Source organism: Pantoea cypripedii, from assembly GCF_011395035.1.
Lineage (GTDB): Bacteria > Pseudomonadota > Gammaproteobacteria > Enterobacterales > Enterobacteriaceae > Pantoea > Pantoea cypripedii_A.
This window is the reverse complement of sequence record NZ_CP024768.1, coordinates 1,647,980-1,663,143: the sequence shown is the minus strand read 5'-3', so window position 1 is coordinate 1,663,143 and position 15,164 is coordinate 1,647,980. Positions and strand designations below refer to the sequence as shown.

The window sequence follows — 15,164 nt, the reverse complement described above, 5'->3', positions numbered from 1 at the left end:
TCGGGGATTTTTGATCTGCTGCACAAACGCAACGGGAAAAAATAGTTAGCAGGCTAAAGCTTCTTTATTCTGTACCGATAACAGTCGCAAAGCCGCACATGCGTGATGGTAACGATCGGAAAGTGGAGCAGGACGTGAAAGAAGCCGACAAAGAACAATATCTCAAACGAGGCACATTGGCGGTTCTGAATGTGATGAAAGACTTGTTACGTTATCAGACCCCGCTGATGGTGAGCGTCTCCCACAGTCAGTTTATCAGCCGGATGCTGGCGGTGGACGAAGATCAGGTCATTTTCGATCTCGGCAGCAATGCGCAGGATAACGCACTGGCGTTGCGCAGTGGCGAAGTCAACGTCGCCGCTGAAACCCAGGGGGCGAAAGTGGAGTTCAGCCTGAGCGGTTTGCAGCAAGTGACTTATGAAGGACTACCGGCTTTCAGCGCCCCTTTGCCCGAGCTGGTGTGGCAAATTCAGCGTCGTGAATTTTTCCGCGTCAGTGCGCCGATGGAGCCGGTGTTCTGGTGCCACAGTGAATGGCCGGACGGCAACAAAGTACGTTTTCGCTTGCAGGATCTGTCACTGGGCGGCATTGGGGTGCTGGTGGATGAAAAGCTGCCCGAAGGCCTGAGTCAGGGCGACTCATTTAAGCATCTGCGCGTCGAACTGGGAGAATATGGTCATTTTGAGGTGACCGCACAACTCCTGCATATCGGCGAGCGCAGCACCGTGACCAGCAAAAACGAAACCCGCATCACCCCACGCCTGAGTTTTCGCTTTACCGCGATCGAACCGGTGCAGGAGCGCCAGTTACAGCAGGTGATCTTTGCGCTGGAACGACTGGCGCGCGATAAAGCGAATCGGTTTCAGTAACCGTTATGGCGCGATAAATCGCGCCGCTACGATCATGAGGCGCTAACAAGGTTAGTGAGGCTGATAACGGCAGCGTGACACGGCGTCCAGCCAGCCTTGATAGTTTTCCTGACTCTGCTGCGCCCGCTCCTCACGCGGATAGATCACGCTGCCCCCCTGCAACGCCGCCATTTCACTGCCCTGCTGCCACCAGCCCAACGTGCGCCCGGCCAGCAATGCCGCACCCAGCGCCGAGACTTCCGGCGTCGGCGCACAGTGCAGCGGACGCTGCAACACGTCGGCCTGGAGCTGCATCAGCCAGGCGTTCTGTGTGGCGCTGCCATCAACGCACAGCGTCGCCAGCTGGATACCACTCGCCTGTTCCATCGCGAAAAATACATCGGCAATCTGCAAGGTGATCGATTCCAGCGCCACCCGCGCCAATACCTCAGGCGTCGCCGCATCGGTTAAGCCGCATAACATGCCGCGCGCTTGCAAATCCCACCAGGGTGCGCCCAGCCCGGAGAGCGCCGGAACAAAATAGACCCCCTGATTATCTGCCGTGCTTTGTGCCATCCGCGTCAGTTCACGCGGATCGCTGACGCCGATCATGCGCCCGAGCCAGGCCGCGCCAGAACCGGTGTGGGTGATATTGCCCTCAAAGGCAAAACGTAAGGTGCCGTCATGCCAGGCGACCGTGGTGCTGAGGCCATTTTCTGTCAGCAACGGCGTGGCCATCGACATCATCAGCGATGACCCGGTGCCGTAGGTGGCCTTCACCACCTCTTCACTGCCGCTGCGCTGTGCCTGCAACGCGGCATGGGAATCGCCAATACGCGCCAGCAGCGGCGTACCGGGTGCTAAACCGGGGATATCCCCGATGGTCACCACGCCCTGCGCACTGGCCGAAGGGACAATCTGTGGCAAGGCGGCGCGCGGGATATGAAACAACGCCAGCAGCTCATCATCCCAGTCACCCGCATGCAGGCTATACAACTGGGTGCGAGCCGCATTGGCATGATCGGTAACGAAACACTCACCGCCGCTAAGTTGCCAGCTTAGCCAGCTATCAACGGTGCCGATGCACAGCTCGCCCGCCTGCGCGCGCGCCAGGCCATCCGGCAGCGCCGCCAGCATGCCGGTCAGTTTGGCGGCGGGAAACATCGGATCGACGGCCAGCCCGGTCAGGCCGGTAATACGTGCGGCTTTACCCGCCTGGCGCAGGTCGCGACAGAACGATTCTGAGCGACGATCCTGCCAGCTCACCAGTGGGGTGAGCGGCTGCCCGTCACGCCGCTGCCAAATCAGCACCGATTCACGTTGATTGCTGATCGCCACGGCGGCTATCGGCGCGCCGCCGCATTGTGCCAGGCAGTCACTCATCGCCTGTTTTACCGCCTGCCAGATGGCCAAAGGGTCCTGCTCCGCCAGACCCGGTTGCGGATGGGCCAGCGTCAGTGGCTGGCTGCCACGCGCCACTACGGTGCCACTGCGGTCCACGGCAATCGCTTTGGCGTTGGTGGTGCCCTCATCAATCGCCAGTATTAACGGCCCTGCCATGTTTACGCTCCTGCGCAAATGCGCACTGCATTATTCACTACGCCAGCAGCATCAATGCTATGCCGGGCACGGGTGGAGGCACGGTCTCCGGCGATGGCGTATTGCCCATCCGGGATACCCAGCCGCAACAGCGGGATGCCACAACCCCCTTCGGCCAGCACCTCCGCCACCAGGCTGCCTACGCCGCCGTTAACGTTATGTTCTTCCACGGTGATCACCGCTGGATAGTGATTTAACAGTTCGCGCAGCTGTTGGGTATCACAAGGGCGAATCGATGGAATGGCGATCACACCTGCATCGATCCCCTGCGCCTGCAACTGCTCTGCCGCCGTGACAATTTCGTGTACCGTCGATCCCATCGCTACCAGCGCAATGTCGTGTCCGGTGCGCAACACATCGATCTGACCTGGGCGGAACTGATAGTTTTCATCGTGCAGCTGCGGCAGGTCTTTCCCATCAAGACGGATATACACCGGCCCGACATGTTCCAGGGCGTAATCAATGATCTGCCGACACTCCAGCGGACAGGAAGGGGCGTAGATTTCGATGTTGCCAAAACCGCGCATCACCGCGATGTCGTCAATGCTGTGGTGGGTGCTGGCCAGTGGGCCATAACTGGCCCCGGCATTCAGGCCAAAAAGTTTGACGTTGGTGTTGTTGTAGCAAACATCGACCTTCACCTGTTCATTGGCGCGTGAAATCAGAAAAGGCGCCGCGTTACAGGTCGCCGCCACTTTGCCGCCGATCGCCAGCCCGGCAGCGGTGCCGACCAGGGTTTGCTCGGCGATACCGACATTCACCAGCCGATCCGGGAATGCCTTGATAAAGGGGGAGATTTTGGCGGTGGATGTCGAATCCGCCACCACCGGCACCAGATCGATGCCACGATTGACCGCGTCGATAAACGCGTTGACCATCACGTTGGCCAGGTGTTGTGCATTACTCATCTTTCAGCTCCTCCAGTGCCTGTGCGACCTCTTCCCCTTTCGGTACCCGGTGATGCCACTCGGCTTTACTTTGAATAAACGAAACCCCAAAGCCTTTTTCGGTGTCGGCCACCACCACCTGCGGCTTGCCATTGCGCGGCAGATGCTCCAGCGTCTCCACCACCGTCGCCATATCGTTGCCGTTGCATTCGGTGACGTCTAAGCCGAATGCGCGCCATTTTTCCGGCAACGGATCGGTGTTCATGATGTCGCGGGTGTGCCCTGCCAGCTGTAACTTGTTCTTATCGTTGATAATTACCAGGTTATCGAGGCCATAATGCGCCGCCACCAGCGCCGCTTCCCAGTTACTGCCCTCCGCCAGTTCCCCATCACCGGTCACCACATAAATCATGCGGTTGCTGCCATCTTTTTTCGCTGCCAGCGCGATACCGACCGCCACCGGCAAGCCGTGACCGAGTGCGCCGGTATTCAGCTCGATACCCGGGGTTTTTTGCCGTACCGGATGGCCTGGCAAATGCGAATCGGCATGCTGATAGGTTGGCAGCCAGTCGGTGGGGAAATAGCCCGCTTCCGCCAGCACGCAGTAATAACCGCCCACCGCATGGCCTTTGGACTGGATATAAATGTCGCGCTGCGGATCCTGAGTGCGATCGGGTGCGCAATTGAGGATGCGGAAATACAGGGCCGTCAGGATTTCCACCTGCGATAAATCAGCCCCGGTGTGCCCACCCGCCGGGCTGCCCGCATTGAGCTGGATGATACGGCGACGCACCGCCCGCGCTTTGGCGGTGAGATCGGCCACAGAGTATTTGAAAGGATTCATGGTTACCTCTGAATTTTAAATCGAATCTGAATATATATTCCTGCATAGCAAAAAAAGGGGGACAGACAAGGGCCGCCTGCACCCCAACCGATTAAACTTTTGCGTTGCTGCCCCCCTCCTCGATCAACGCTTTCTGCGCCACTACCGCGGCTTTTTGCTGCATCCGGCTTTGCATCTGGTCAATGATCACCGCGACAATAATCACGATGCCTTTAATCACCATCTGCCAGAATTCGCTGACCCCCATCATGATTAAGCCATCGGCGAGAAAGCCGATAACGAAGGCTCCCACCAGCGTGCCAAGAATGGTGCCACGCCCACCGGCCAGCGAAGTCCCACCCAGTACCACCGCCGCGATGGCGTTCATTTCAAACGAGGTACCATTGGCGGGATGGCTGGCAACCAGCTGCGATGACACCACAATCCCGGCGATCGCCGCACAGAAGCCCGACAAGGTATAAACCCAGATTTTTACCTGCTTCACCTTGACCCCGGAGAGTTCCGCCGCCCGCTCGTTATCGCCAATCGCATACACCTGACGACCAAACGGCAAGCGGCGGGCGATATAGGCGATCACCAGCGCCAGCAGCACCATCATCCAGATGGCCCACGGCAGACCGAGGAAGTAACCGGCCCCGATTTTGTCAAAACCGGTATTGCCGAGGAGTGGATTGCCTTGCAGGCCGGGAAACGTCTCACCACCGGAGGTGAGCATCGCGGTACCACGCAGGATGTACATGGTGCCGAGGGTGCAGATAAAGGGAGCGACGTTGTAACGCGTAATGATCCAGCCGTTGGCGGCACCAATTAACGCTCCCGCCAGCAACACCAGCGGCACAATCACCCAGACGCTGGGGAAGATGGCGATACCAAACATCGGCAGCACAATACCTTTGGTGATCAGCCAGCCAGCGATCATGCCGCACAACCCGAGCGTCGCGCCGATGGAGAGGTCAATACCGGCGGTGATAATGACAAAGGTGATACCCAGCGCCAGGAAGGCGTTGATGGCGATGTGTTTGACCATAATCACCATGCTGCCCAACGCGAGAAAATCCGGCACCGTCACCGAAAAGAAACCCACGATCAGGAACAACGCGATAAAGGTGCGTAGTTTTAACAGCAGCAGAATCAAACCTTCGCGTGAATTAAAGGCTTTAGCTGGCTGGGCGGCGAACGCCACGGCGCTGTTGCTTTTCATCTTCAGAACCCCTGTGCGCTTGCTTTAACCAGCGCCGCTTCTTCCGCTTCAGCGCGCGGAAGATCGGCTGTGAGTTTGCCGCCGGACATCACCAGAATGCGATCGGCAACGGCCATGATTTCTTTCAGATCGGAGGTGGAAAACAGCACCGCAATGCCCTGCTCCGACAGGCGCACCATCATGCGAAACACCTCCGCTTTGGCCCCGACATCAATGCCACGACTCGGTTCGTCCAGCAGCAGCAGGCGCGGATTGGTTAACAGCGAGCGGCCAATCACCACCTTCTGCTGATTACCGCCGCTTAACGCGCTGATCGCCACCTCCGGCGATGAGACTTTGATCGCCAGATTCCCCACCGTGCTGTTCACCGCTTCGCGTTCCGCCTGCTGGGCAATGACCATACGGTGCGACAGTCGCCGCCACAGGCTGGCGATGGTCAGATTGCTGGCGACAGAGGAGATGGGAAAGATCCCGGCGCGTTTACGATCTTCCGGCACCAGGCTCATCCCCATACGGATACGTTCTGCAGTTGGCAGACGCGTGGGCAGTGGTTTGCTATCGAGCCAGAGCTTACCGAGATAATTACGCTGGCTACCCAGCAGGCACTCGAACAACTCGGTGCGTCCGGCACCCATTAGCCCGTAAATGCCGACAATCTCCCCGGACCGCACATGGAAGCTGACATCATCCACCAGCGTGTTGCCATTCGGGCTGACACAGGTGATATGTTCTGCCTCCAGTACCGGCGCGCCAAACTGGCGATTCGGCGGCAGAAAGTTGCTGACCGGTTCACTGCCGAGCATCTCGCGCACAATCCACGGCACATCGATCTCGCTCACCTGCGCTTCCGCCTGGAAGCGTCCGTCGCGCAGGATGGTGATCACATCGCCAATCGCCATCAGCTCCTCCAGCCGGTGCGAGATATAAATAATCGAGACCCCCTGGCGCGTCAGTTCACGGATCACCCGGAACAAAATCTCCACTTCGGTTTTACTGAGCGCCGAGGTGGGTTCGTCGAGGATCAGGATGTCGGCGTCCTCCGCCAGCGCTTTGGCAATCTCCACCAGCTGCTGCTGCCCGACTTTAAGGTTGCCGACCTTTTCCTGCGGCGAAATCGGTTGATCGAGGCGCTGCATCAGGGTGGCGGTGCGGCGCGCCTGTTCCGCTTCGTTGATCGGGCGGATGCCACGCTGAATCTCGCGACCGAGAAAAATGTTCTCGGCCACGCTGAGGTTTTCAAACAGGTTCAGCTCCTGATGCACCATACCGATACCGTGCTGTGCCGCTTCACGGGTGTTGCCGAACACCACTTTCTGCCCGTTAAGAAACATTTCGCCGGTGGTGGGTTGCTGGACTCCGGCGAGAATTTTCATCAGCGTCGATTTACCGGCACCGTTCTCGCCGATAATGACGTTAACTTTGCCGCGCCAGACGCGATAATCCACCCGATCCAGCGCCAGCGTGCCGGGGAACAACATCGAGATATGATTCGCCTGCAGGATAATTTCGTCGCTCATCATCCGTTCCCCTGTTGCAACTGGACAGCCACCACTTCATCCACCGTACCCGGCCCCATCGTGACCGCCAGAATCGCCTGTAGCGGTTTGCCCACCCAACTGGCATCCACCGCTGGCAGTTGTTTCACTGCATGGCGATTCAGCGCTTTGGTCAGCTGCGCGTACTGCACCTGATTGGTGAACTCTTCGAAACGGAAACCCGCGGCATCACGAATCGCATTGCTGCGCAGCACCGGGCCAATCAACACCTTCACCGGTTTGCCATTAATGGTGACAGTCAGGACGCGTTCGCGATCGTTGCTGTTATCCAGCGCCGTCACGGTGCCACCCGCACGGACAAACACACTTTCGCTGGTGCCCGCTTTCAGCGTATGGCTTTTGGTTTCCATATCCCCCCAGCTCAGCGCCTGTTTTTCTGCGGGCTGAGCTACCCGGCTTTGCCAGCTCTCCTCCGCGATTTGTTGCGGCGTCTGGTTGGTGTAACCCGGTTTGGCATGGGGATCTTTCGGCATGATGGGATTGCCGTTTGCATCAAGATCCACCACGGTGCATGCCGTCAGCAGCAACGTCAGCGCCGCCATGATCAATCCGCCAGCTGCTTTACCCTTCATGCCGACCTCCGCTTACTGCGCCAGACGGAAGTTTTTCAGCTTCGCGGCGTTGCTGTCGTCGATCAGCACGCAGTCCATCAGCTGTTTCTCTTCCTTCTGCGCTTTACCGTGGGTCAGGTAATAATCCGCCTGCTCCACCGCCATCTGCGCCTGATCCCAGCCCGGTTGCAACACCGTGGCTTTGATATTGCCTTTATTCAGGATCGAGTCGCGGGTGTAATCACTGCCGTCAAACCCGACCACAATCACGTTGGTTTTGCCGGCCGCTTTCAGCGCCGCTTCAGCACCAAGCGCCATGGTGTCGTTACCGGAGATCACGCCCTTGATATTGGGGTTTTTCTGCAGAATGGTTTCCATGCGGCTAAAGGCTTCGGTCTGGCTCCAGTTAGCGCTCTGCTGTGCCACCATTTTCATGTCGCTGTAATCATCCAGCACGTCGTGGTAGCCCTGTGAACGCACGCCCGCATTGGTGTCAGACTCTTTACCCAACAGCTCGACGTAGTCACCCTTACCGCCCAGCAATTTGGCAAACTTCTCAGCACCCAGCTGCGCCCCCTGGTAGTTGTTGGAGACGATTTGTGCGACCGCGACGCCGGTTTTATTGATTTCGCGATCGATCAGGAAGGTCGGGATACCGGCATCTTTGGCTTTCTGCACCGGCCCGACCGTGGCATCCGCCCCGGCGTTATCGAGGATGATCGCTTTGGCTTTGCGCGCAATGGCTGTTTCGATCAGCTGATTTTGCTTGTTAACGTCATCATCGTGCGAGGCCACCAGCGTGGTATAACCCAGCGCTTTGGCTTTTTCCTGCGCGCCATCCGCTTCGGCTTTAAAAAACGGGTTATCGTGTGACGGGGTAATAATGGCCAGCAGGCCCTTATCCGCTGCCACAGAGGCAGCAGACAACGTCAGGAGTGAAGCCAGCAGGGTAACTTTGACGAGGTTCGCGTTCATTGGTTTTTCTCCGCTTGAATATATATTCAATTGCGATTTTATATGCACAATGACTATGCACCCGACAAGGGATGCCGTCCAATGCCGGATCCTGAAAAAGCGAAAACGATCACAAATTGTTCTGCGTTGTTATTTCTGAGCGGGTGATTAACAATACCAGGCAGATCTGAAGAGGGAAAAAACCATGGCAAAACAGGACGAACAACGGCTGATGGTGAAAATTGCCACCCTGTATTACCTCGAAGGGATGAAGCAATCGGACATCGCGCAGCTGCTGAAACTGTCGCAATCCTTTGTCTCACGCATCCTCAACCGAAGTGTGAAAGAAGGCGTCGTTAAAATCAGTGTGGTACCACCAGCCAACGTGTTTCCTGAGCTGGAGAAAGCCATTGAGCAGGCCTATCAACTGCCGCAGGCGATTGTGGTAGATGTACCGGAGCAGGCATCCGCACTGCAAATTAAGCAATCCATTGGCTCGGCGGCGGCACATTATCTGGAAACCCGCCTGCGCGCCGATGAGTTGATCGGCATCTCCTCCTGGAGTGGCACCATCCGCGCCATGGTGGATGCGTTGCATCCGCTCACGGCACCCTGTCGCGGCGTGATCCAACTGCTGGGCGGTGTGGGGACCAACGGCAATGTGCAGGCCACTATCCTGACGCAAAATCTGGCGGCGCTGCTGAATTGTCCGGCATGGCTGCTGCCGTCACAGTCGATTGAGCATTCGGTGCACGATCGCCAGCGGCTGTCAGTCAATCCTGATGTCGCGGTGGTACTGGAGAAATTTGAACAGGTGGATCTGGCGATTGTCGGCATCGGCGATCTTGAGCCGTCTGCGCTGCTGCGTAATTCCGGGAACTATTACGACGAGGAGATGCTGCGCACCCTGGCACAACGCGGTGCGGTGGGCGATATCTGCCTGCATTACTTCGATGCCGAGGGGAAACCGGTGCTGAGCGCGGCTGAAGATCCGGTGATCGGTATGGAACTGGCGCAGGTCAAAAAGTGCCCGCAGGTGGTGGCGCTGGCCGGTGGTAAAGAAAAAGCGCAGGCGATTCGCGGTGCCTTACGCGGCGGCTATGTGAATGTGCTGATTGTCGATTATCCCACCGCAAGATTGTTGCTGGAGGGATAACCCGACGTAGCGGCGCGATTTATCGCGCAATTTCGTGCGCGATGCAGGAAAACCCGCGCGATAAATCGCGCCGCTACAGGGGGATCTGTCGAACATTAACCGATGGTGCGATACGCCGTGGTGACTTTCCACAAATAACGCGGTGCCTGCGCCGCCGGATGTTTGTTCTGCACATGCTGATAAAATTCATCAGGACTCATGGCATTGATCATCGCAATGGCGCGGTCACGGTCACGCGAGAAAGTGCGCAGCAACGCCCCGGCACCATTGGCGTAGGAGACAATGGTGGCATAACGCAATGTCAGCGGATCACGGATACCGGCGAGTTCCGACTCCTGCAGGATACGGATATAGGCGGTACCGATATCAATATTTTTCGCGGGATCGCGTAACTCAGATGAACTTGGCTGACCACGACGTCCCTGGGCGCGATACACCGCACGGCCTGCTGTGGAAGCTTTAATCTGCATCAACCCAACCGCATTGGAACGGCTGGTCACGGTGGGGTTGCCCCCCGACTCGACACTAATAATGGCGCTGATTAACTTCTCATCAACACCATAATGACTGGCGGCATCTTCAGTAAACATTGACCATGCGTCATTGATTTTCGACGGTGGTGCCTGGGTTAAAGGTGTATTTTTCTCTGGAGTCACAACAGTTTGCGGTTCGCTGGCACATCCCGCCAGCAACAGCGCAGAGAGCATAAGTAGTCGGATTTTCACTGAATTTTGTATTCCGCAATAGATTCGGCGCAAGCTATCATACCTGGCTTACGAACAGGAAAAATTGCCGTTTGTCCTAAATACGTAAAAAACCTTGCCAGGTCGTGACTTCCGTAACGCATTTCGTCATCATCGGCAAGCCAACCCACAGCAGGATGAGAGTTATGGTTGTCCCCCGTTCGATACGTCTGATCGCCCCTTCTGGTTACTGCCACAATCAGGATGCTGCCCAGCGCGCAGTGACGCGTTTGCAGGCTGAAGGTCATCATCTTGAAAATCAAACCGCCATTGCACGCCGTTTTCAGCGCTTTGCCGGTGATGACCAGCAACGGCTGAATGACATCAATCAGCTGGCATCACTCAGCCCGCTGCCGGATATTGTGCTGGCGATACGCGGCGGTTATGGTGCGTCACGGCTGCTGGATAACCTTGACTACGTGGGTTTGCAGCGCCAGTTGCTGAACCAGCCGGTTGCCTTATGTGGTCACAGCGATTTCACTGCGATTCAGCTGGCGCTGCTGGCGCAAACCGGGCTTATCACCTTCAGCGGGCCGATGCTGGCAGGCAATTTTGGTGCCGAGACATTATCTGATTTTACCGTGAACCACTTTTGGCAGGCGCTGACATCACCTACAGTCAATCTTAACTGGCGCAGCACCAGCCCTGATGAGGGGCGCTGGCAGGGCACCTTATGGGGTGGCAATCTGGCGATGATCTGCTCGCTGATTGGCACGCCCTGGCTGCCACAGATTGAAGATGGCATTCTGGTGATCGAGGATGTGAATGAACATCCCTTCCGCATTGAACGCATGTTGATTCAACTGCATCAAAGCGGCATCCTGGCGCGGCAAAAGGCGATTGTTACCGGCAGTTTCACCAGCACCTCCCTTTCTGACTACGACAACGGCTTTGATTTTGCCACCGTCTGGCAGCGTATGCGGGATGAGTACCAGTTACCGGTGATCAGCGATTTGGCTTTTGGCCATGCCTTTGACACCGTCACGCTCCCCCTCGGCGCCAGTGCAAGTTTGCAGATTCGTAACGGAGAAGCCCAGTTCGCCTTTACCGGCCACCCGACATTGCGCTAACGGCATTGCCGCAGGAGACCGACAATGAAGCCGCTATACGACGATTTGTGGATCTCCACACCGGAATTTCCCGCCGAAGAAGCGGAAAGTGACCTGATGATGCATGGGTTTATGCTGCGCCATCCGCGCGGCAACCTGCTGATTGGCCGGGTTGAGAACCCGCTCGATCACGAAGTTCTGGCCGATGCGGGCGGCGTTATTCGTCATTACCTCACCCACTGGCATGAGGCCGCGCCGGGTGCGCTGGTGATCCAGCAACGTTTTAATAGCGCATTGTATTGCCACAACCGTGCCCTCGGGCCCGTCAGTCGGGTGATAGAACCGGATGACACCTTCAGTCAGCAGGATGCACATTTCGGCGATTTCCACCTGTTACCGACCCCAGGTCATACCCCCGGCAGCTGCAGTTATCTCTACCACTCCCCGTTTGGGCGTACCTATTTATTTGTCGGGGATACCCTGACGCGTGAGCATAATCGCTGGATTAGCGTGCTGGTGCCAGAAAGCAATCCGGCTGAGCTGCTCCAGTCGCTCGATCTGTACCGCTCACTGCGCCCGGATGTGGTGTTGATGAGCACCACGCGGGGTCATCTGGCATGGCAGAAAATGACGTTGCCAGGCTGGCTGGCGGCCATTGATGAAGCGGAACAGGCGCCGCTGGATTTACGCCAGCAGCCGCCTGGTTAATCAGAGGGTTTTGCTCAGATAATGACGCTGATGGTGGCGCGGATAGTTATCCAGGCTAAAACGCAGCGTGTAGCCCAGTTTTTCGTAAAAAGGTAGGGCCTGAAAGCTGGCAGTATCCACCTGGGCATAACAGCAACCCCGTGCACGTGCTTCTTCTTCCGCCGCCAGTATCAATTTGCTGCCCACCCCCTGCCCGCGCAGGGTGTCACTCACCCACAGCATATCAATGCGCAACCAGTTGCCACTGGTGGAGCCGGTCAATCCGGCCAGCTTTTTGCCATCGGCATCGGTGACAAACACGCCAATCGCTTTTAACTCATCAATATTAATGAAGCGACTATTAAAGGCGTTTAGCCCGAGACGAACTTCATCGAGATCCTGATGTGTCACCCTTTCCGTAACCTGAAGTTGCATGGTCGGTTCCTTGTGGCGGAATCATGAAGGCGGATGCTGGTTATCGTCGTAACGTTCCAGCGAGAGGATATCAATATCGCGTTTTTCCGTGCGATTACAAGGCAACAGCCTATCGCTGTCGGCGTAAACGAAAAAGGTATCGCCGTTGTTTTTATTGACGATCAGCTGATCGCCATTGCGGAAACGGGTAATGGCTACCTGATCACCATCCTGCAAATGGGTGCGTTGTTGACCGGCGGCGATCTGGAAATGGTGCGTCGGCCACATCAACGTGCTGAGACCATATTCAGCCCGCGATACTGTCATCGTGGGTCGCCCCGGACAGGTGATCTGGAATTCGCTTTCGCTCCAGGCAGGCGCAATCTGGCACGCCAGCAAGCCAACGACAATAGCTATCGCCTTCATTGGATTCTCCGCTGAGGTTAGATAATGATTTTATTGGGGTTTTACGGAGGGTATCACAAAATGCAGCGTGAAGACGGTAAATGGCCCGCCAGATGCGGGCCGGTACGTTATCGCGTCACCAAATCAATTATCGACAGAAGACATGTCTTTGATCTGACTTTGATTTATCTGCTGTTCTTTGCCATAGATATCTTTGTAAGTAATCATGCCAGTGTCCTTATCCACCACCGGTTTACCCTCGGTGACAATGGTTTGACCATCATTGGTATGCATAACATGATCAGAAGCACAGCCTGCCAGCAGCAGGCCCAGACTAAAAGTACCAATCAGAAACAGTGTCTTTTTCATCTCATCCTCCTTTTGGACTCATAGTCAGGTTTAGCACAGCATAAGGCCAGGCAAACCAGGACAAGGACTAATGTGCTCTGAACCCTGTACCACAGAAATGCCTGGCGCTGGCAAACACACGGGGCCGCGAATGCGTTATGATCGCCTGCGGAGGATGTTGTTATGAGAGATGAAAACGCGCTGTTTGCCCGCCTGGCGCAATCGCCCTTTCGCCGTCGCTTCCATCTGGGAGCGAAAGAACGTCAATATTGTCTGGATAAGGGACCGGAAATCATCGACCAGCACGCTGCAGATTTTATCGCGCGTCGCCTGGCGGAAGCCGAACCGCATAACGACGGCAAGCAGACGCCGATGCGCGGCCACCCGGTATTTATCGCCCAGCATGCTACCGCAACCTGTTGTCGCGGCTGCCTGGCAAAATGGCATGGCATTGCCGCACATCAGCCGCTTTCCGTGGAGCAGCAGCATTACATTGTGCGGGTGATCCACCGCTGGCTGGTGGGGGAAATGAATCAGTGAAGAAACTCGCGCCGTAACAGCCTTACGACGCGCTGCTGGCCCTACTCTTCGGCTGCAACCTCAGCTGCCACTAACATCAGCGCCAGTCCGGCGTCATCAGGATGGTACTGCTGCATCACCTCGCGCAGCGCCGATACACAATTCATCACCTGCTGTTTTTGGTCGGCTTCGAGTTTATCAATGGCGTGCTGCAGAATCATTAGACTGGCTTGTTCTTCTTTCATTACTTTTCCTTTGTTCTGCTAAGCTGATGCGCAATGCTGGCAAGAATACCGTTTATCTGCTAGCAAAGTCACCCTTTAACATTCCCCTCGCTTAACGATTACACAAATAGCAAATGGGAAGCGGCACCAGACCTGCTATGATCAGCATATCGTGGTCATCGCGCATGCTTTGGTGCCACGGCAAACCAGGGATCGAATCAGGAACAGGACCATGTTGCGAATCACCGTAGTTCTCACCCTATTGTTACTGGCTGGCTGCAGTTCTGCCCCGAAAGGCGTGGATTGCCCCGGCGAAGTCGCCACCATTTATGGTCAGGCGATGGGCAACACCGAAGCGCGTATTTTCGACCTGGTTAACGCGTTTTCCGTCACCAAAGAGGGTGTCACCGTGCAAAGCGGCAGCCTGCACTCCACTGACCGTTTTCAGTACGTGCCCTCTGCAGTGACATCCGAAGGTTATTATGCTCAACGCCTGTCGGATAAGCAGTTCCGTCTGATCAACCCTTATCAAAACACCATGATCACCTGGACATGCCCGTAAGCCGTGCGTCGCACGGCAAGATGGTTTATTGTCAGGAATCGTCAAGCTACGGGTCTGCGTCATGGAAAAGAGTCTCGACAATAACGGCTATATTGAGTTTCCCTTTCCGGCGACCACGAATGTGGATGGCTCAGTCAATCCCTGTGGCATCGATCTGACGCTGGAAACCGATCGCATTGAAGAGGTGAGAGTCTGTCAGCACTCTGCCAATCTGCGCCGTTTGCTGGAAGAGGTGAATTTGCAGGATGGCCTGTTTATGACGCTGGCCTGCGACTGGCAGCAGCGCGACGATGGGGTATGTGGTTTTATTGATGTGGCCTTCCGGCCGATGCTCTCGGCAAACAGCAAGGACGAAGCGCTCAGCCTCGACCAGGCATTCGAAATGTACCTGTCCCGCCAGGAGAAGCAGCACAACATGGCAGGGGGTGCGCTGGTTAATTACGCCCGTGCAGTGCTGGACTGGAGCTGGTCCCCTCTTCAGCAGCGCCATCTGCGCTACGAAAAAATCACCATTCGCTACTACTGCCAGCAGGCCGAAGATGCCGAGTGGTGTTTTGACCATCTGCGCCATTTTCTTGTGAGCTGGTATCCGGCTTATCGCGGCGCACGTTAGCTTT

19 protein-coding genes are annotated in these 15,164 nt (G+C 56.5%); 7 read left to right on the top strand and 12 right to left on the bottom strand.

The window, feature by feature from the left end:
- Positions 1-134: 134 nt before the first annotated feature.
- On the top strand, positions 135-869 hold the full coding sequence (locus tag CUN67_RS07730) for a flagellar brake protein (RefSeq protein ID WP_208717103.1): 735 nt from the start codon (positions 135-137) through the stop codon (positions 867-869).
- A 51-nt stretch (positions 870-920) separates the two neighbouring features.
- Here the strand turns inward: CUN67_RS07730 and CUN67_RS07725 are convergent, their stop codons facing one another.
- From CUN67_RS07725 to CUN67_RS07695, 7 genes are all read right to left on the bottom strand, one after another.
- Positions 921-2,408, bottom strand: a complete 1,488-nt coding sequence (locus CUN67_RS07725; protein ID WP_208714699.1) for an FGGY family carbohydrate kinase — start codon at positions 2,406-2,408, stop codon at positions 921-923.
- Positions 2,409-2,410: 2 nt separating this feature from the next.
- A complete protein-coding gene (locus CUN67_RS07720; protein WP_208714698.1) occupies positions 2,411-3,355 on the bottom strand; it encodes a transketolase family protein in 945 nt (314 codons plus the stop codon).
- The gene (locus tag CUN67_RS07715; protein ID WP_208714697.1) at positions 3,348-4,178 is read right to left on the bottom strand and encodes a transketolase; all 831 of its coding nucleotides are present in this window, start codon (positions 4,176-4,178) and stop codon (positions 3,348-3,350) included. The genes CUN67_RS07720 and CUN67_RS07715 overlap by 8 nt, the downstream gene beginning before the upstream one ends.
- 91 nt (positions 4,179-4,269) lie before the next feature.
- A complete protein-coding gene (locus CUN67_RS07710) occupies positions 4,270-5,379 on the bottom strand; it encodes an ABC transporter permease (protein ID WP_208714696.1) in 1,110 nt (369 codons plus the stop codon).
- 2 nt (positions 5,380-5,381) lie between these two features.
- Complete coding sequence (locus CUN67_RS07705; RefSeq protein ID WP_208717102.1) at positions 5,382-6,896, bottom strand: sugar ABC transporter ATP-binding protein; 1,515 nt, start codon at positions 6,894-6,896, stop codon at positions 5,382-5,384.
- The gene (locus tag CUN67_RS07700; RefSeq protein WP_208714695.1) at positions 6,896-7,507 is read right to left on the bottom strand and encodes a DUF2291 family protein; all 612 of its coding nucleotides are present in this window, start codon (positions 7,505-7,507) and stop codon (positions 6,896-6,898) included. Before CUN67_RS07700 ends, CUN67_RS07705 begins: the two co-directional genes overlap by 1 nt.
- A 12-nt stretch (positions 7,508-7,519) precedes the next feature.
- A complete protein-coding gene (locus tag CUN67_RS07695) occupies positions 7,520-8,461 on the bottom strand; it encodes a D-ribose ABC transporter substrate-binding protein (RefSeq protein ID WP_208714694.1) in 942 nt (313 codons plus the stop codon).
- 184 nt (positions 8,462-8,645) lie between these two features.
- Between CUN67_RS07695 and CUN67_RS07690 the strand changes: the two genes are divergently transcribed.
- Positions 8,646-9,596 (top strand): sugar-binding transcriptional regulator, encoded by a 951-nt coding sequence (locus CUN67_RS07690; protein WP_208714693.1) that lies wholly within the window; start codon positions 8,646-8,648, stop codon positions 9,594-9,596.
- 95 nt (positions 9,597-9,691) lie between these two features.
- Here CUN67_RS07690 and emtA read toward each other — a convergent pair whose 3' ends face one another.
- Positions 9,692-10,333 carry a membrane-bound lytic murein transglycosylase EmtA gene (gene emtA, locus CUN67_RS07685; protein ID WP_208717101.1) on the bottom strand — a complete coding sequence of 214 codons (642 nt, stop codon included), beginning with the start codon at positions 10,331-10,333 and terminating at the stop codon, positions 9,692-9,694.
- Between the two features lie 152 nt (positions 10,334-10,485).
- On the opposite strand from emtA, the gene ldcA reads away from it, so the two are divergent.
- Positions 10,486-11,409: a muramoyltetrapeptide carboxypeptidase gene (ldcA, locus tag CUN67_RS07680; RefSeq protein WP_208714692.1), complete on the top strand. Its 924-nt coding sequence runs from the start codon at positions 10,486-10,488 to the stop codon at positions 11,407-11,409.
- Positions 11,410-11,433: 24 nt separating this feature from the next.
- Positions 11,434-12,096, top strand: coding sequence for an MBL fold metallo-hydrolase (locus CUN67_RS07675; protein WP_208714691.1), 663 nt, complete (start codon positions 11,434-11,436; stop codon positions 12,094-12,096).
- On the opposite strand, the gene CUN67_RS07670 is transcribed toward CUN67_RS07675, so the two are convergent.
- The 3 genes from CUN67_RS07670 to CUN67_RS07660 form a co-directional block, all read right to left on the bottom strand.
- Complete coding sequence (locus CUN67_RS07670) at positions 12,097-12,510, bottom strand: GNAT family N-acetyltransferase (RefSeq protein ID WP_208714690.1); 414 nt, start codon at positions 12,508-12,510, stop codon at positions 12,097-12,099.
- A gap of 21 nt (positions 12,511-12,531) precedes the next feature.
- The gene (locus CUN67_RS07665; RefSeq protein ID WP_208714689.1) at positions 12,532-12,915 is read right to left on the bottom strand and encodes a hypothetical protein; all 384 of its coding nucleotides are present in this window, start codon (positions 12,913-12,915) and stop codon (positions 12,532-12,534) included.
- Positions 12,916-13,038: 123 nt separating this feature from the next.
- Complete coding sequence (locus CUN67_RS07660; protein WP_013508714.1) at positions 13,039-13,263, bottom strand: YgdI/YgdR family lipoprotein; 225 nt, start codon at positions 13,261-13,263, stop codon at positions 13,039-13,041.
- Between the two features lie 162 nt (positions 13,264-13,425).
- Between CUN67_RS07660 and CUN67_RS07655 the strand changes: the two genes are divergently transcribed.
- Positions 13,426-13,782, top strand: coding sequence for a DUF4186 domain-containing protein (locus tag CUN67_RS07655; protein WP_208714688.1), 357 nt, complete (start codon positions 13,426-13,428; stop codon positions 13,780-13,782).
- 41 nt (positions 13,783-13,823) lie between these two features.
- On the opposite strand, the gene CUN67_RS07650 is transcribed toward CUN67_RS07655, so the two are convergent.
- Positions 13,824-14,006, bottom strand: a complete 183-nt coding sequence (locus tag CUN67_RS07650) for a hypothetical protein (RefSeq protein WP_208714687.1) — start codon at positions 14,004-14,006, stop codon at positions 13,824-13,826.
- 211 nt (positions 14,007-14,217) lie between these two features.
- Here CUN67_RS07650 and CUN67_RS07645 point away from each other — a divergent pair, with 211 nt between their 5' ends.
- Positions 14,218-14,547 carry a hypothetical protein gene (locus tag CUN67_RS07645; RefSeq protein ID WP_208714686.1) on the top strand — a complete coding sequence of 110 codons (330 nt, stop codon included), beginning with the start codon at positions 14,218-14,220 and terminating at the stop codon, positions 14,545-14,547.
- A 61-nt stretch (positions 14,548-14,608) separates the two neighbouring features.
- Positions 14,609-15,160 (top strand): hypothetical protein, encoded by a 552-nt coding sequence (locus tag CUN67_RS07640; protein ID WP_208714685.1) that lies wholly within the window; start codon positions 14,609-14,611, stop codon positions 15,158-15,160.
- Positions 15,161-15,164 lie beyond the last annotated feature (4 nt).